The 16,207-nt window shown below is 65.2% G+C and carries 18 protein-coding genes; 6 read left to right on the top strand and 12 right to left on the bottom strand.

Translation table 11 applies throughout. The annotated features are described in order from the left end of the window. Nucleotides 1-5: 5 nt before the first annotated feature. From nusA to pip, 5 genes are all read right to left on the bottom strand, one after another. Nucleotides 6-1,613, bottom strand: a complete 1,608-nt coding sequence (gene nusA / locus C0V75_RS05010; RefSeq protein WP_101919754.1) for a transcription termination factor NusA — start codon at nt 1,611-1,613, stop codon at nt 6-8. A 15-nt stretch (nt 1,614-1,628) separates the two neighbouring features. Further along, nucleotides 1,629-2,246, bottom strand: a complete 618-nt coding sequence (rimP, locus tag C0V75_RS05005; protein ID WP_101919753.1) for a ribosome maturation factor RimP — start codon at nt 2,244-2,246, stop codon at nt 1,629-1,631. 126 nt (nt 2,247-2,372) lie between these two features. Next, nucleotides 2,373-2,945, bottom strand: a complete 573-nt coding sequence (locus C0V75_RS05000) for a hypothetical protein (RefSeq protein WP_101919752.1) — start codon at nt 2,943-2,945, stop codon at nt 2,373-2,375. 19 nt (nt 2,946-2,964) lie between these two features. After that, nucleotides 2,965-3,168 (bottom strand): hypothetical protein, encoded by a 204-nt coding sequence (locus C0V75_RS04995; RefSeq protein ID WP_101919751.1) that lies wholly within the window; start codon nt 3,166-3,168, stop codon nt 2,965-2,967. Nucleotides 3,169-3,325: 157 nt separating this feature from the next. Further along, the gene (pip, locus tag C0V75_RS04990) at nt 3,326-4,297 is read right to left on the bottom strand and encodes a prolyl aminopeptidase (RefSeq protein WP_101919750.1); all 972 of its coding nucleotides are present in this window, start codon (nt 4,295-4,297) and stop codon (nt 3,326-3,328) included. A gap of 57 nt (nt 4,298-4,354) precedes the next feature. On the opposite strand from pip, the gene ubiG reads away from it, so the two are divergent. From ubiG to C0V75_RS04975, 3 genes are all read left to right on the top strand, one after another. Continuing rightward, the gene (ubiG, locus tag C0V75_RS04985; RefSeq protein ID WP_101919749.1) at nt 4,355-5,101 is read left to right on the top strand and encodes a bifunctional 2-polyprenyl-6-hydroxyphenol methylase/3-demethylubiquinol 3-O-methyltransferase UbiG; all 747 of its coding nucleotides are present in this window, start codon (nt 4,355-4,357) and stop codon (nt 5,099-5,101) included. 160 nt (nt 5,102-5,261) lie between these two features. After that, complete coding sequence (locus C0V75_RS04980) at nt 5,262-5,516, top strand: hypothetical protein (protein ID WP_101919748.1); 255 nt, start codon at nt 5,262-5,264, stop codon at nt 5,514-5,516. Between the two features lie 11 nt (nt 5,517-5,527). Continuing rightward, nucleotides 5,528-5,842 carry a type II toxin-antitoxin system RelE/ParE family toxin gene (locus tag C0V75_RS04975; RefSeq protein WP_101919747.1) on the top strand — a complete coding sequence of 105 codons (315 nt, stop codon included), beginning with the start codon at nt 5,528-5,530 and terminating at the stop codon, nt 5,840-5,842. A gap of 51 nt (nt 5,843-5,893) precedes the next feature. On the opposite strand, the gene C0V75_RS04970 is transcribed toward C0V75_RS04975, so the two are convergent. The 4 genes from C0V75_RS04970 to C0V75_RS04955 form a co-directional block, all read right to left on the bottom strand. Then, nucleotides 5,894-7,462 (bottom strand): GMC family oxidoreductase, encoded by a 1,569-nt coding sequence (locus tag C0V75_RS04970; protein WP_101919746.1) that lies wholly within the window; start codon nt 7,460-7,462, stop codon nt 5,894-5,896. A 14-nt stretch (nt 7,463-7,476) separates the two neighbouring features. Beyond that, nucleotides 7,477-8,001 carry a Twin-arginine translocation pathway signal gene (locus C0V75_RS04965; RefSeq protein ID WP_101919745.1) on the bottom strand — a complete coding sequence of 175 codons (525 nt, stop codon included), beginning with the start codon at nt 7,999-8,001 and terminating at the stop codon, nt 7,477-7,479. Between the two features lie 71 nt (nt 8,002-8,072). Further along, complete coding sequence (locus tag C0V75_RS04960) at nt 8,073-8,468, bottom strand: VOC family protein (RefSeq protein WP_101919744.1); 396 nt, start codon at nt 8,466-8,468, stop codon at nt 8,073-8,075. A 96-nt stretch (nt 8,469-8,564) separates the two neighbouring features. Continuing rightward, a complete protein-coding gene (locus C0V75_RS04955; RefSeq protein ID WP_101919743.1) occupies nt 8,565-8,861 on the bottom strand; it encodes a ribbon-helix-helix domain-containing protein in 297 nt (98 codons plus the stop codon). A 168-nt stretch (nt 8,862-9,029) separates the two neighbouring features. Here C0V75_RS04955 and C0V75_RS04950 point away from each other — a divergent pair, with 168 nt between their 5' ends. The 3 genes from C0V75_RS04950 to C0V75_RS04940 all read left to right on the top strand — a co-directional run bounded on the left by C0V75_RS04950 (nt 9,030) and on the right by C0V75_RS04940 (nt 11,484). Further along, a complete protein-coding gene (locus C0V75_RS04950) occupies nt 9,030-9,893 on the top strand; it encodes a carbohydrate ABC transporter permease (protein WP_101919742.1) in 864 nt (287 codons plus the stop codon). Then, nucleotides 9,890-10,681 carry a carbohydrate ABC transporter permease gene (locus C0V75_RS04945; protein WP_101919741.1) on the top strand — a complete coding sequence of 264 codons (792 nt, stop codon included), beginning with the start codon at nt 9,890-9,892 and terminating at the stop codon, nt 10,679-10,681. The genes C0V75_RS04950 and C0V75_RS04945 overlap by 4 nt, the downstream gene beginning before the upstream one ends. A gap of 128 nt (nt 10,682-10,809) precedes the next feature. Continuing rightward, entirely contained in the window at nt 10,810-11,484 is a 675-nt protein-coding gene (locus tag C0V75_RS04940; RefSeq protein WP_143710383.1) for a hypothetical protein, read from the top strand. Between the two features lie 3 nt (nt 11,485-11,487). Here C0V75_RS04940 and C0V75_RS04935 read toward each other — a convergent pair whose 3' ends face one another. Genes C0V75_RS04935 through C0V75_RS23915 form a run of 3 tightly spaced genes read right to left on the bottom strand, consistent with a single transcriptional unit; the run spans nt 11,488 to nt 16,201 of the window. Beyond that, nucleotides 11,488-12,663 carry an HlyD family efflux transporter periplasmic adaptor subunit gene (locus tag C0V75_RS04935; protein ID WP_101919739.1) on the bottom strand — a complete coding sequence of 392 codons (1,176 nt, stop codon included), beginning with the start codon at nt 12,661-12,663 and terminating at the stop codon, nt 11,488-11,490. Beyond that, nucleotides 12,660-14,858 carry an ATP-binding cassette domain-containing protein gene (locus C0V75_RS04930; RefSeq protein WP_254216373.1) on the bottom strand — a complete coding sequence of 733 codons (2,199 nt, stop codon included), beginning with the start codon at nt 14,856-14,858 and terminating at the stop codon, nt 12,660-12,662. The genes C0V75_RS04935 and C0V75_RS04930 overlap by 4 nt, the downstream gene beginning before the upstream one ends. Further along, nucleotides 14,855-16,201 (bottom strand): TolC family protein, encoded by a 1,347-nt coding sequence (locus C0V75_RS23915; RefSeq protein ID WP_101919738.1) that lies wholly within the window; start codon nt 16,199-16,201, stop codon nt 14,855-14,857. The genes C0V75_RS04930 and C0V75_RS23915 overlap by 4 nt, the downstream gene beginning before the upstream one ends. Between the last annotated feature and the right edge of the window lie 6 nt (nt 16,202-16,207).

Here is a 16,207-nt window from a genome sequence, read left to right as displayed (position 1 = left end):
TGCGATCAGGCCTCGGCCTCCTCTTCGGTTTCCGCCGTGTCGGCGGTTTCCAGTTCGGTCGGATCGACCCAGCCCAGCATGACGCGCGCGGTCATGATGAGGTGCTGGGCTTCTTCGAGCGACATTTCGAACTTTTCGAGGACGCCTTCGTCTTTCTTGCGTTGGCCGTTTTCGGTTGTCCAGCCGCCGGCAAGTTCCCAGTCGGCGCAGGTGGCGAAGTCTTCCAGCGTCTTGATGCCGTCATGGGCCAGCGCCTCGATCATCTGGGGGGTGAGCCCTTCGAAATCAATGAGGCTGTCCTCGACACCCATGGCGCGGGCGTTTTCCAGCGCCTTGCGGTTCTGTTCTTCGAGGAAGTCGCGGGCGCGGGCCTGAAGTTCGGCCGCCGTATCTTCATCGAAGCCGTCGATGGAGAGGAGTTCGTCCACATCGACATAGGCGACTTCTTCGAGATTGGTGAAGCCTTCGGAGACGAGGAGTTGGGCCATCATCTCATCGACATCGAGGGTGTCCATGAAGAGCTTCGTCCGTTCGGCGAATTCTGCCTGACGGCGCTGCGATTCCTCGGCCTCGGTCATGATGTCGATGTCGAGGCCCGTCAGTTGTGAGGCCAGTCGCACGTTCTGGCCGCGGCGGCCGATGGCGAGCGAGAGCTGTTCGTCGGGGACCACCACCTCGATCTTGCCGGCCTCTTCGTCGATCACGACCTTGGAGACTTCGGCAGGCTGGAGCGCGTTCACGAGGAACGTTGCCTGATCCTGGTTCCACGGGATGATGTCGATCTTTTCGCCCTGAAGTTCGTTCACCACGGCCTGGACGCGGCTGCCGCGCATACCGACGCAGGCACCGACCGGGTCGATGGAGTTGTCATAGGAGATGACGGCAATCTTGGCGCGCGAGCCGGGGTCGCGGGCGACGGCCTTGATCTCGATGATCCCGTCGTAGATTTCGGGGACTTCCATCTTGAAGAGTTCGGCCATGAATTGCGGGTCGGTGCGCGACAGGAAGACCTGCGGACCGCGCGCTTCGCGCCGCACATCCTTGATGTAGCAGCGGATGCGGTCGTTCGGGCGATAGGATTCGCGGCCGATCTTTTCGTTGCGGCGGAGGATCGCCTCGCCCCGGCCGATATCGACGATGAGGTTGCCGTATTCCTCGCGCTTCACCACGCCGTTGATGATGGAGCCTTTGCGGTCCTTGAATTCTTCGTACTGGCGGTCGCGTTCCGCCTCGCGGACCTTTTGAAGGATGACCTGCTTGGCCGATTGCGCGGCGATGCGGCCCAGATCGACGGGCGGCACTTCGTCGATAATCTCATCCCCGATCTGGGGGTCGGGCTTGTAGGCCTTGGCCTGCTTGACCGTCATCTGGGCGTGATGGTTTTCGACGGCCTCATCCTCGACCACGGTGCGGATGCGGGCGAAGGTGGCGCGGCCCGTCTTGCGGTCGATCTTCACGCGGATGTCGAGGTCGCTGCCATAGCGGGACTTGGCCGCACGGGCGAGCGATTCCTCCATCGCCTGGATCACCAGATCGGGGTCGATCATCTTTTCCCGCGCCACGGCCTCGGCCGTTTGCAGGAGTTCGAGCTGGTTCGCGGAGGTGATAGCCATGAGGGACTCCCGGTATCAGTGTTTCGTCTCGGGCGCGTCGGGGGCGGTGTCGCCCTCGTCCTCGCCTTCGTATTCTTCGATGTCGGTGAATTTCGATTCGTCGATCACGCCGGAGGCTTTGCGCTGGCGCAGCATTTCGGCGATCAGGTCGTCGGTCAGGATCAGCTTGGCATCCGACAGCCAGTCAAATTTCAGGCCGATGGTGAGGGCTTCGCCGCCCTCTTCAATCTCGATCAGCACTTCGTCGCCTTCGGTGCCTTGCAGCGTGCCCTTGAAGCGGCGGCGGCCGTCGATGAGTTCGGTGGTTTCCAGGCGGGCTTCGTAATCCACCCACATGTCGAAATCCTTGAGCCGCGTCAGGGGCCTGTCGATGCCGGGGGAGGAGACTTCGAGGACGTAGTTTTCCTCGATCGGGTCTTCGACATCCAGCACGGCGGAGACGGCGGTGGAGATGGTGGCGCAATCGTCCACCTCGATCCCGCCTTCGGGGCGGTCGGCCATGATCTGGAGGATGCGGGTCTTGCCGCCCATGAGCCGGATGCGCACAAGCTCGAAGCCCAGCCCTTCGATGACGGGGCCGACGATGCCTGCGAGGCGGCGGTCGATGGCGGTCTTGGCGATCAGGTCGGTCATTCGGGTTCCGGTGGAAACAAAAAAGCGGGCTCAGCGGCCCGCGTGTCAGGATCGGTGGGGCCGGGTTTGGACCCCGACACCGCTGTTGCAACGGCATATACGTGGCGGGGGGCGAGTCTGCAAGGTCTATTGCAGATAGGCGGCCCCCATGGCAGCGAGGACACCGGCGACGATCCCCAGAACCGACAGCACTGTTGTCAGCAGGAAGCGTCTGGCCTGTTGGCTTTCACGTTCGACAAGCTTGTTCATGTCGTCGCGGGCGGCGTCCAGTCGGTTGCATATGGCAACCAGACGGTCGAAAAGCTGTTCGAAATCCTTGTGATCGGGGGTCCGGTCCTCTCGCGCCTCGCGCGTTTCGGCGATGCGGCGCGTGACCGTTTCGCAGAGGGCCAGAATTTGGTTCCAATCCGGAACGACCGAGGAGATGATGACGGAACGATAGTCTTCCTTGAACTCGACAATCCGATCGAAGGCAAAGAGGATACCAGCCTCGCTTGCCTCATAGGTTGCGCGTTTGCAGTGGTTTATGGCGCGCTGGAGTTCCTTTTCGCCATCCACATCGTCTGATGTCGGCGCGATGGTATTGACGAGATGATGCGCGACGTAGCGCAACTCGTTGATCGCGGGGACGCCGGCAAGGCGGACGAATTTCTGGACTTTCTTGGCGGTCCTGTCGGCGAGATCGTATTCCTGACGCAAGATCAGAAAGGCATCAGATCTACTGCCAGACCCCTTTTTGCCGGTAGCGGGCGAACTTGGCATCAACATCTGCCTTCACGAAGAACTGACCGAACTGGAGCCGCAGATTACCGTGAGAGGCGGCTGCGACGAGGGCCTTGTCGCGCGCTTCGCGAGACAGGCGAGGCGGGGCCGAAACGGCGCAACCGCGCAGGGCAAGGGTCAGGAGACGCAAGATGTTCATACGCAACCACCAACAAAACTGCCGCGCCAGAGAGACGAAATGGGGGTTGAAGTCAATCCGTCTGCGACCGCGGCGGCAGTCTATGGCAGGGCCTGTTGCAAGGAAACCGGGGGGAATTCAAGGCGTCGGGCCTGTTGCGCCGATGACTCAGGATGGATCAATGCCGTCGCAACCCATCCATCGCGCGGACGAGGCCTTCGCTGATGCCGGGTTCGGAGAGGGCGTGGCCGGCGAAGGGGATGAGGCGGAGGTCGCAATTCTCCCACCCTTGGGCGAGTTTCCAGGCGGAGACGGGCGGGCAGATCATGTCGTATCGGCCCTGGATGATGGTGGCGGGGATGTGCCTGATCCGTGCCCGTTCGCGCAGGATCCAGCCGTCTTCCTCAAGGAAACCGCCATTGTGGAAGTAGTGGTTTTCCAGCCGGGCAAAGGCGCGGGCATATTCTGCCGGGCTTTCGCCCAAGGGGCCGTCATTGTGGATCGAGGCGAGGGCGTTTTCCCAGTTGGCCCAGATGCGGCCGAAGCGGGTTTCTTCCATCACATTGCCGGAGAAGAGGCGGCGGTGATAGGCGGCGATCAGGTCGCCGCGCTCGTCATGGGGAATAGCGTTAACGAAACGTGACCAGAGTTCGGGGAAGAAGGCCCCTGCCCCGCCGCCATAGAACCAGTCCAGTTCCGCCCGCGTCATGAGGAAGACGCCGCGCAGGACCATGTGGGCCACGCGGTCGGGATAGGTGATGGCATAGACCAGGGCGAGGGTCGCGCCCCAACTGCCGCCGAAGCAGATCCAGCGCGAGATGCCGAGTTCCTTGCGGATCACCTCGATGTCGTTGACCAAGTGCCAAGTGGTGTTCTGCAAGACGCTGGCATGGGGGCGGGAGCGGCCGCAGCCGCGCTGATCGAAGAGGATGATGCGGAAGGCGGAGGGATCGAAATAGCGGCGCATGGCGGGGCTGCACCCGCCACCCGGCCCGCCATGCAGCACGACGACGGGGATGCCGTCGGGATTGCCGCATTGTTCGACATAGATGCGGTGACCATCGCGCATGTCGATGATCCGCTGATCGAAAGGGTCGATCGGCGGGTAGAGAAATTCGACTGCGCGCTTTTGGCCTGATCTCTGATCCATCGACGCCCTATATAACGCCTAAAATCCTTGCGCCAAAGTTAAAGAAGAGGACGGCAGATGGTGACGACCACGGTGGACCCCGCCGAAGTGGCGAAATTCGAGGCGATGGCGGCGGAATGGTGGGACCCGAACGGGAAGTTCAAGCCGCTGCACATGCTGAACCCCTGCCGGTTGGACTATATCACGTCCCAGATCGCGGCAGAGTTCGACCGGGATCTGACGCAAGCTGAACCCTTCAAGGGGTTGAGATTGCTGGATATTGGCTGTGGCGGCGGGCTTCTGTCGGAACCGATGGCGCGGCTGGGGGCGACGGTCGTGGGGGCGGATGCGGCGGCGCGGAACATTCCGGTGGCGCAGGTGCATGCGGCGCAGTCGGGGCTGGAGATTGATTACCGGCACAGCACGGCAGAGGCGCTGGCCGAGGCGGGGGAGCGGTTCGATGTCGTTCTCAACATGGAAGTTGTCGAGCATGTTTCCGACCCGCAGGCCTATCTGACAGCGTGCCAGATTCTGTTGAAGGACAACGGGTTGATGATCTGTTCGACGCTGAACAGAAACCCGAAGAGCTTTGTCATGGCGATCATCGGGGCGGAGTATGTGATGCGGTGGCTGCCGAAGGGGACGCATGACTGGGCGAAGTTCATCACGCCGGATGAGCTTTATGACCTGATCCGCAAGGCGGGGCTGGAACCGGTGGACAGAAAAGGCATGGTTTTCAATCCGGTAAGCTGGTCCTGGTCGCTGTCGGCGCGTGATCTTTCGTGCAATTACGTCACCGCTAGCGTGAAGCGGAGGGCGGGTTAACCACGGCAACGGCTGTGCCGGATCCTGTGCCGCAAACTGTGCAGCAAACTGTGGCCACGCGGCGCACGGTGGGGGCTGTGGTGTTAACCATCGCTTCAACGGGCCGTTGCGGGAGGACGTCGGCAGGGTTAGATTACCAAGTCATACCGAAGGTGCACGCATGACCGTCAAGACCACGCTGAGTTTCACCGACCGACACCACAGCTTTCTGACCGAGAAGGTGGCGGAGGGGGTTTTCGCCTCGCAGAGCGCGGCGGTCGCGGCTGCTCTGGAACAGATGATCCGGGACGAAGAAGAGCGGGCGGTCGCGCTGGAAGCGATGGCGGCGGAAATCCGGGCGCGAATGCAGACGCCGCCCGGCGCGTATGTCGATGCGGCGGAAGGATTTGCAGCGGCCCGGTCGCGCATCGCCTAGACACGGGCGGAATGAGCTTTCGGGTCCGGCTGTACCCGGCGGTGGCGGATGATCTGGTGGCGATTGCCGAGATGATCACGCGCTATGCGGGGCCAGAGGCGGCGGAGCGGCGGTTGCAAGAGATCGAGGCGGCGGTGATGCGCCTGTCAGAGGTGCCGCTGAAGGGCAGCCTGCGGACCGAGATTGCACCGGGACTGCGCGCCGTGCCAGCGGGCCGGAAAGCGGTGATCGCCTTCACGGTGGACGAGGAGCGGCGCGAGGTTCTGGTGCATTTGATCGGCTATGCCGGATCGGATTGGATCGGTCAGAGCACATTGCGGAGGTAACGAAAAGGCGGCCCTTTGCGGGGCCGCCCTTTGTCTTTGCACGGTGCGGGGTCAGATGTTCCCGGCCGACATTTCGCGGGCGATGTGGTCGGCCTGGCGGATGGCCAGGGCGACGATGGTCAGCGTCGGGTTTTCCGCCGCGCCCGTGGTGAATTGCGAACCGTCCGAGATGAAGAGATTCGCGATGTCGTGGGTCTGGCCCCATTTGTTCACGACCCCATCCTCGGGCTTTTCCGACATGCGGTTGGTGCCGAGGTTGTGGGTCGAGGGATAGGGCGGCGTCGGGAAGGCGCGGGTGGCCCCGACCGCCTCGTAGATCGCGACGCCCTGCTTGTAGGCATGGTTGCGCATGGCGATGTCATTGGGGTGATCGTCGAAATGCACATTGGCGACCTTGAGCCCGTACTGGTCTGTCGTGTCGGACAGGGTGACGCGGTTGGTGGCCTGCGGCATGTCCTCGCCCACGATCCACATGCCGGCCATGTTTTCGTAATGGTCGAGGGCGGTCGTGAAGCCACGGCCCCAGGCGCCGGGGTTGAGGAAGGCCGCCATGAAGGGCAGGCCGAGCGACAGGGTTTCCAGTTCATAGCCGCCGACGAAGCCGCGCGAGGGATCGTGGCGCGCCTCGTCCTGCACGATGCCGGCCATGGTGGTGCCGCGCCACATGCGGACCGGCTTGTCGAAGATCGCGTAAACCGAACCGGTGGTGTGGCGCATATAGTTGCGGCCGACCTGATCGGAGGAATTCGCGAGCCCGTTGGGGAACATCGACGAGGCGGAGTTCAAGAGAAGGCGCGGCGATTCGAAGCTGTTGCCTGCGACGGCGACGATGCGGGCGGCCTGGAATTGCAGGTTGCCGTCCTTGTCGAAATATTCGACCCCGGTCACCTTGCCCGCGTCATTGTGCAGGATGCGGGCGACATGGGCGCGTTCGCGCACTTCGAGGTTGCCGGTCGCTTCGCCATTGGGGATGTCGGTATAGGCTGCGGACCATTTCGCACCCCATTTGCAGCCCTGGAAGCAGAAGCCCGTCTGCTGGCAGGCCATGCGGTTGTCATAGTCGGAGGAATTGATGGCCATGCGCCCGGTATGGACTTCCTTGTAGCCCAGCGCCTTGGCCCCCTTTTCGAAGACCTTGAAGTTGTTGTTGCCCGGCAGACCGGCGCGGTCGCCGGTGCGGGTTACGCCCAGCTTGGTTTCGGCCTTTTCATACCAGGGTGCCATTTCGGCGGCGTCGATCGGCCAGTCGAGGAGGTTCGCGCCTTCGACCTTGCCGTAATTGGTGAGGGCCTTCCATTCATGGTCCTGGAAGCGGATCGAGGCGCCCGCCCAGTGGGTGGTGGTGCCGCCGACGGCCTTGACGATCCAGGCCGGGAGACCGGCGAAGTCTTTCGCCACCCGCCAGCTTCCGCTGGTGGTGCGGGCGTCGAGCCAGGCAAGCTGGGTGAAGCTTTCCCATTCGTCGTTGATGTAATCCTCGGGGAGGTAGCGACCCCCCGCTTCGAGCGCCACGACCTTGACGCCCTTTTGCGCCAGTTCGTTGGCCAGGACACCGCCGCCTGCGCCGGTGCCGATGATGACGACGACGGAGTCGTCGGTCAGGTCGAATTTCGCAACCATTGGTCCGCCTCCCCTTACAGCCAGTTGATGTCGTCGAAGCCGCGCTCGATGTAGCCGCCGAGCGTGAAGCTTTCGCCCTCGTAGCCGAAGATCGGCCAGAGGTCCTTTTGGTTGTAGAGGCCGGTCACCAGGCCGGCGCGGACCGTCTGGAAGAAGGCGCCGGATTCGATGGCCTTCAGGACGGCGACGCGGTCTTCTTCCCAGCCGATGGACAGGTAATCGGCATGGCCCGCGGCGACGGCGGCGGCGTTGAGTTCGGCGATGCCCGCCTCGACCTTTTCGGCGTTCTCGGCGCTGTCATAGCCTTTGACGGCCACGGCATAGAACTGATCGGCGACCTGGTCATGGGGGTAGATGTCGCGGGCCATCTGGATGAGGGTGGCCATGGATTCCGGCTTGATCGCGGTGGTTTCGAGCGCCCAGGCGGCGTTGCCCGATGCGACGAAGCCCGCGCCGACGACAAGGCTGGCCCCGGCCGCGACCGAGCGCGACAGAAGCTGGCGGCGCGTCAGGCCCCGGCTTTTCAGTGGTTTTGTCATTGTCTCCTCCCTGAGCATGACGTTTGCGAAGCGGGGCGGGCGGCTTCTGCGGCCGCCTTGCCCGGTTTGGTTCAGAGGTAGCGACCGGCCCTTTGCAGCACCTCGATCTGGTAGCCATCGGGATCGGCGATGAAGAAGAAGCGGGCGATGACCGTGCCGCCGGGGGCGAAATCCACCAGCTTGCGCGGGGCGAGGCCGGCCGCGGTGAGGCGGGCATGTTCGGCATCGACATCCGAGACGGAGAAGGCGAGGTGGCCGTAGCCATCGCCGAGGTTGTAGGGCTCTGTCCGGCCCTTGTTGACCGTGAGCTCCAGTTCGAATCCGGTTTCCGGGTTCGACAGGTAAATCAAGGTGAAACTGTCGAAATCGAGCCGATCCGCGACCTTGAGGCCGAAGGCCAGGTCGTAGAAGGATACCGAGCGTGCCTCGTCGAGCACGCGGATCATGCTGTGTATGGCCTTCGCCACCGTCTTCCTCCGTCAGGTCATTCAGGACTGTCCTGAGGGGAAGTGTGGACCCTGTCCAACGGGGGCGGGTAGTAGGTCTATACTACGCTTTGCTTTTCACTCGGCGGCCAGTGCGTGGGCGCTGCGGGCGGCGGCGCGGGCGTCCATGTGGATGAGGCAGGCGCAGCGCAGGAGCGAGGTGAAATTCTCGGGCTCGCCGCGTTGTTCCAGCACTTCGGAATGCAACTTCGACACGAAGGCCGGGGTGGTGGTGCCTTCGCCGGCGGCGATGTCATCCAGGATGTCCCAGAAGGCGCGTTCGAGGCGGATGCTGGTGCTTTGGCCATTCAGGCGCAGGCGGCGGGTGATGCTTTCGTAACGGGCGGGGTCCTGCCCCGCGAAGACCTGGCACATGGTGACTCCTCCCTTGGTGGTCCCTCCATCGGTGGGGGATGGCAGTTCAAGTAAAGCGGGAGCGCCGGAGACAAGGCAAGGCGGCGGGGGATGAGACATAAGTCGTAGGGGCGGTTGCGCGGGGGCGCGTTCCATGCGGATATCGGGGCGTGGAACGGATGGGGGCGCATGGCACCGATACGGAATGGAGCCTGGCTGTTGATGCTGCCGGCGGCGGCGGTGATGGCCTTCGTGGGGGTGCTGCCCCTGATCGCGGTGTTCAACTATGCGCTGCATGACATCTTTTCCCTGGCCGATGTGCATTGGGTGGGGGTGGAGTGGTATGAGGAGATCGTTACCTCGACCCGGTTCCATGAGAGCCTGCTGCGGAGCCTGATGTTTTCCGCCATCGTCCTGTCGGTTCAGGTGCCGCTGGGGGTGGGGATCGCGCTGCTGTTGCGGGGGACGCGGGGGGCGGTGCTGGTGCTGATGCTGGTGGCGCTGCCCTTGGTGGTGCCGTGGAACATGATCGCGATGATGTGGCTGGGGCTGATCGACCCGGCGACGGGGATCGTGGGGCAGGTGCTGGCGGCGGCGGGGGTGGTGTTCGACTGGAAATTCACCGCCTGGCAGACCTGGGTGCTGCTGGTGGTGATGGATACCTGGCACTGGCTGGGGCTGGTGGTGATCCTGGCCTATGCGGGGCTGTCGGGGATCACGGCGGAATATTACCGGGCGGCGGCCATTGACGGGGCTTCGCGCTGGGCTGTGTTCCGGTTCATCGAATTGCCGCGGATCATGGCGCCGATGGGCATCGTGCTGCTGCTGCGGTTCGTGGACAGTTTCATGATCTATACCGAGGCCTTTTCCATCAATGCGGGGGGGCCGGACATGGCCACGCATTTCCTGGCCATCGACCTGGGCGAGGAGATCAAGGGGTTCAGCTATGGGTCGGCGGCGGCGCGGTCGATGGTCTATTTCCTGATCGTGATCACCATTGTCTGGGCCTTTGTGAAGATGGCGGGCCTGTCGCGGCAGGAGGAGGGGGCATGAGGGCCGTGCTGCTGCGGGGGGCGGTCTTTGGTGGGCTGGCGGTCTTTATCCTGCTGCCGCTGGTGCAGACCTTTGCGCTGTCCTTCATGTCCACCCTGCCGCGCGAGGGGATGGTGGAGGGGCAATGGAGCCTGATCAACTATCGCAACATCGCGGCCGATCCGGTTCTGGTGGAATCCATTGCCAATTCCCTGACCTATGTGCTGCTGAACGTCGCGCTGTGCATCGTGGCGGGGTTGCCTGCGGCCTATGCCCTGGCGCGATACCGGTTCGTGGGGGACCGGCATTTCCTGTTCCTGATGATGGCCTTCCGGGTGACGCCGCCGGTGGTTTTGTCGCTGCCGATCTTCATCCTGTTCGCGCAGGTGGGGCTGGTGAACCGGCCGGTGGGGATTGCGCTGGTGCATTGCCTGTTCAACCTGCCGATTGCGATCTGGATTCTGGAGAGTTTCATCCGCGCCGTGCCGCGGGAGTTTGACGAGACGGCCTTTCTGGACGGCCATTCCCTGCCGGGTTTCATGGTGAAGCGGCTGATCCCGGCGATTGCGCCGGGCATCGGGGTGGCGGCCTTTTTCTGTTTCGTGTTTTCCTGGGTCGAGGTGGTCTTTGCCCGCATCCTGACGGTGACGGCGGGCAAGCCGATCACCATGGCGATCAACGCGCTGTTCACCTTTCAGACGGATATCGGGCTGGTGATGGCGATGACGGTGGTGTCGCTGATTCCCGGAGTGGGAATGATCTGGTTCGTCCGCAATCACATTGCGCGGGGGTTCACGATGCGGGCGTGATCTTTCCCGCGCAGGCTGTGGATAAACCTGTGGAAAACATGTGGGAACTGCGACTGCGTCGCATCATTACGGAGTTTGGGGGATATCCCCCATTTTGTGCGCCCAGATTACGTAATTCACCTTAATTGATGTTGCGCGATTGGATTTCCCTCTGTCATGCTGATTGCGGGGGAAGGGCCAACGAGGACAAAATGATAAAGATATTGAGGGCAGTTGCGGCAGCAATGTTGCTGGCGACAGGAGCGCATGGGGCGACGGTCGATGGGCCGACGCTGACGGGGCCAGTGGGCGGTATTCAGTCTGGGGCGTACAACAGCTTCTTTTTCCAGACGGGGCCGTTGGACAGTTTGCCGAGCGGCTACAACCAAGCGCTTTCGGCTTCTGAAGCGCTCATGTACGTAAATGACACCTACGTCTCTGCATCTTATGCATTTGGTGTGGATGCTTCGACCATTAGCTTCAAGTTCAACTGGCTGGCACCAACAGAACCATTGAACCCACTTAGCTTTAGTTTTGTCCTGAAGCGTTACAAGAACGCTTTTCCGCAAGCACCGTTCAACGGGCAGGATGAGGGCGTAATCACGGGACTTGGATTTCCACAAGGCGCCATACCAGTTTTCGTAAGTTCGACCTTCGGCCCTTTCACGCAGAACCAGTCGACGGGCGCTTTCCGCCTTGCTGGCGCTGCGGAGCCCGAGGTAACTCCCGTCCCCATCGGTGGCACGCTGCCCTTGATGCTGTCGGCGCTGGGGATCGGGGCGCTGGTGATGCGGCACCGGGCGAAGCAGGCGGCGGTGGCGTAAGGGTCAGCGTTCGCGCAAAGCCTCGGACCCGCGCCAGAGGGGGCGGGTCAGGTAGCGCAGGATGGTTTTTCCCCCCGTCTGAAACTCTACCTCCGCCTGCATGCCGGGGCGGATGGCGAGGGAGTGCTGGCGTTCGGTCAGTTCCGACAGGTCCACCCGCAGGGTGACGCGGTAATGCGGTTCGGCCTCGCGCGTGGTTTCATCGCGGAAGGTGTCGGCCGAGACGAAGGTCACCGTGGCGGGCAGGGTGCCGTAGATCGTGTAATCATAGGCGGAGAGCTTGACCGTGGCGCGCTGGCCTTCGCGGAGGGTGGCGATGTCGGCGGGGCGGACGCGCGCCTCGATGAAGAGGCCCGTATCGAGCGGGATGATCTGAAGGATTTCCTCGCCGGGCCGGACGACGCCGCCGATGGTGGTGACGGCGATGCGGTTCACGACCCCGCGCATAGGCGCGGTGAGCGTGGTGCGGGCGAGTTGGTCTTGCGAGAGGCGGAGGCGCTGGCGCAGCGAGGCGAGTTCGGCCTGGGTGGCGGCGTAATCATCGGCGCGTTGAAGGCGGGCTTCGGTCGTGAGGTCGTCGAGACGCGACTGTGCATCGGCGCGGGCCTTTTCGGCGCGGGTGCGTTCGATTTCGGGGGCAAGGCCCTGATCGGCCATGCGGCGGATCATGTCTTCCTCTTCCAGAGCCTGTTCCAGAACGGCCTGCGCCCCGGCGCGGCGCGAGGTGAGGTCGGAGAGGCGGGCAGAGAGCAGGGCCTGTTCGGAGGCGAGGATATCGGGAACGCGGGCGGCAAGGTCGGGCGGGGCGGTGAAACGGGTCTGTCCGGCCATCTCGGCCTCCAGCCGCAGGCGGCGGATGTCGAGGGCGGCGATCTGGTCGGTCAGGTCATCGACGGCCGCCTGGTATTGGGTGCCGTGAAGCTGGGCGAGGGTCTGGCCTGCGGCGACCGTGTCGCCTTCGGCGACGTGGAGCGCGGCGAGGATGCCGCCTTCGAGGTTCTGGATGATCTGCGGGCGCGAGGAGGGGACGATCTGGCCGGGGGCGCGGACGATTTCCTCGACCCAGGCGAAGGCGGCCCAGAGAAGGAAGGCGGCGACGGTGGCGGCGATGAGCCGGACGATGCGCGAGGGCATGCGGGCGCGGGTTTCGAGCGGCGGGTCGAAGGTGGCGAGCGTCATGCGGTGGCCCGGGCGAGATGGGCGAGGACGGCCTCGCGCGGGCCATCCACGGCGAGGCGGCCGTTCTGCAGGATCAGCGTGCGGGAGGTGAGGCCGAGGATGGGCAGGCGGTGCGTGGCGATCAGCGCGGTGCGCCCGTGCAGCCAGGGGCCGAGGCGCGAGACGAGGGTGGATTCCAGCGTCTGGTCCAGCGCGGCGGTGGGTTCGTCGAGAAGGACGATGCGGGGGTCTTGCAGCCAGAGGCGGGCCCAGCCGATGGATTGCCGCTGCCCGAAGGAGAGGCCTTCGCCCATTTCGCGGATTTCGAGATCGAGGCCGCGGGGATGGCCGCGCAGGAAATTTCCCAGCCCCGCGAAATCGAGCGCGGCGAGGAGGCGGTCATCATCGGGTTCGAGGTCCGAAAGGACGAGGTTTTCGCGCAGGGTGCCGGAGAAGAGCCGCACCTCCTGCCCCAGATAGCCGATGTTGCGGCGCAGGTCGCGGGGGTGGATCTGGCCCATGTCGGCGCCGTCGATCTGGATGCGGCCCTGCGTGGGGTCTGCAAGGCCTGCAATACAACGCAGGAGGGTGGATTTGCCCGATCCGTTGGCGCCGAGGATGGCCGCGTGCTGGCCTGCCGGGATGGCGAGGGCGGGGATGTCGAGGACGGGGGCGGTGTCGGGGCTGTAGCGGAAGGTGAGGTCGCGCAGGTCGATGCGGCCCGACAGGGTTTCGCGGCGCAGGTAGCGGCGGGCGGGGTCTTCGGTCTGGGGCGCGGTGGCGATGGCGTCGAGGGCGGCGAGCGCGGTGCGGACCTGCGACCAGCGGGCGAGGGTGGCGGAGAGTTGCGAGAGGGGGCCGAGGGTGCGGGCGGTGAGGAGCGAGACGGCGATGATGGTGCCCACGGTGAAGCTGCCCGCGAAGACGAGGTAGGTGCCGATGAGGATGGCGGCGATGCCGGTGGCCTGTTGCACGCCTTGCGCCCAGGCGGAGAGGAGCGTTGTCAGGTGGCGTTGGTCCGAGGCGCGCAGGGCAGAGAGGGTGACGAGTTCGTTCCAGAGGCGGGTGAAGCGGTCCTGCCCGCGCAGGGTGGTGACGGTTTCCTGTTCGAAGACCGCCTCGAACAGCAGGCGGGCGGCGCGGGTATTGGCCCCCTGCCCCGCCTGCGTGAGCGCGATCATCCGCCTTTGCAAAAGCAGGCCGGGGACGATCATCAGGAGGCCGCCGAGGATGAGGACCCAGACGAGGTTGCCGCCGATCATCGCCACGAGGGCGAGGAAGATGACGAGGAAAGGCAGATCGGCCAGCGTGCCGATGGTGGCGGCGGTGAAAAACTCGCGCACCGAGCCGAAGTCGCGCATGGCGGCGAAGATCTGGCTGGGCTGGCGTTGCCCGGGGGCCGGGCGCAGGTGCAGGAGGCGGGTCATCAGCCTGTCCTGCACGGCGGTTTCGATGCGGCGACCGGCGTTGTCCATCAGCGCGGCGCGGGCGATGCGGAGGGCGGCGTCGAAGGCGATGGCGAGAAGCGCGCCAAGGGTGAGGACCCAGAGCGTGGGTTCGGACTGGTTGGGGATGACGCGGTCGTAGATCTGGAGCGCGTAGAGGGCGACGGCGGTGGCCAGAAGATTGGCGGTAAGCGAGGCGGCGGCCACTTCGGCGAAGGCGCGGCGGTGGTGGCGGAATTCGGACCAGAACCAATGCGGTTCTTCGCCGGGTTCGGCATGGCGGGCGGCGACCTCGGCAAAGGGGAGGCGGACGCGGAGGAGCCAGCCAGCGAAATGGGGGGTGAAGTCTGCAAGCGGGATATCGGCGCTGCGGTCGGGGGTGGTGGGATCGTAGATCGTGATCCGATCATCATGGCGCGACAGGATGAGGAGGAGCTGGCCGGTCTGCATCTCGGCCAGGGCGGGAAGGGTGGCGAGGTCGGGGTCGTGGTCGAGGGCGACGGAATAGCCCGCGCGGCGGAAGGCGGCGGAGAAATGGTCAAGGCCGGGGCGTTCGGGCGCACCGAGGGCGGCGAGGTGGTCGAGCAGGTCGGAGGGCAGGAGGCGGCCGCCGAGCCGGGCCGAGAGCACGGCGGCGAGTTCGGCGCGGGCGCGGAGCGCGCTGGGTGCGGCAGGCGGGGCCGGGGTGAAGGGGGGTGTCGCCTGCGGAGCGGCGCGGGCGGGGTGCAGGTCGAAGGCGAGGACGCGCGGCTGCGCCGCCGGTTCCGTCACAGCCGCGCCCCATCGAGGAGGAGCCCGGCATCGCGGGCGATTTCCAGTTCGAGGCGGGCGATGTCATAGGCCAGCGCGGCCTGATCGCGTTCCAGCCGCGCGGCGGCGGCGGTCTGGGCGGTGAGGTCGGTCAGGCTGCGCCGCCCGATGCGGTACTGTTCGGCATAGAGGTCCAGATTGGCGCGGGTCTGGCGCAGGACTTCGGCCCCCTGCGCCTGCCGGATGCGGAGGGTGGCGATGCGGCCCTCGGCTTCGGTGCGGGCGCGGAGGGCGGCGCGGCGGGCCTCTTGCGTCTGGCGGGCGACGAGATCGGGGGTGGCGGCGGCGGCGGCCAGGGTGGCCGGGCTGCCGAGACCGAGGGTGACGCCCCCCAGGGCAAGGCCGGGGGTGATGGCGTCATCGGTCGCGGTGGCCGTGGCGGAGAGGCCGGGAAGAGCGCCTGCGCGGGCGATCCACGCCTCGGCCAGGCGGCGGGTGCCTTCGGCCTGCTGGCGGAGGATGGCGAGCGCGTCGGCGGGGGGAAGTGGTGGCAGGGGATCGAGGCCAGACAGGGTTTCGGCCATGTTAGAGCCTGTTTGCACCGCGAGATCGGCCAGCGCCTGGGTACGGGCCTGATGATCGGCGGCAAGCGTGGCCTGCATTTCGGCCATGGTCTGGGCGATGATCTGTTCTTCGGTCCGGTCGGACAGGCCGCCTGCGATGCGGGCGGTGACGATGCGGTGAAACTCGGCCAGGCGGGTGCTGGCGGTTTCGGCGATGGTGGCCTGATGGCGGGCGCGTTCGGCATCGAGATAGAGGGCGATGGCGTCGAAGGCGCGGGCGTTCTGGCGGGTGGAGAGGGTGACGGCGGCGAGATCAAGCTCGGCCCTGGCGCGGGCGCGTTCGGCGGCGCGGCGGCCATTGTCGAGAAGGGGCTGGTCCAGCAGGAGCCGAGCGGTGAGGCCCGCGATGCCATCGAGCGAGAGGCTGGGGGTGATCGTGGGCCAGCCGTTGCGGGCGGCGGCCTCGGCGCGCAGGCGGGCGAGGCCAAGCTCTGCCGCCTCGACCTGCGGGGCTGCGGCATGGGTGGCGGCGGCAATGCGGGCGAAGGCGCCGTCCGGCGGCAGGATGGAGCGGCGGGCGGCGAGATCGGCGATGACGGGAGAGGCGGTGCTGCCTTCGGGGGAGAGGCGCTGGCCCTGATGAAGGGCGGCGGGAGGGGTTCCCGGCGCGAAAGCCAGCCTGGCGGGCGGCTGCAACCCGCCCGAACAGCCCGAAAGCAGCACCGCAACGGCCAGAAGCGCCCCTTCGGGGCGAAGACGGGCTGCCCTGGCCGATCTGGAAGGAAGGGGGGCAGGCTGCATGGCGCC

This window comes from Tabrizicola sp. TH137 (assembly GCF_002855575.1).
Classification (GTDB): domain Bacteria; phylum Pseudomonadota; class Alphaproteobacteria; order Rhodobacterales; family Rhodobacteraceae; genus Paragemmobacter.
This window is presented reverse-complemented; position numbering and strand designations above follow the sequence as displayed.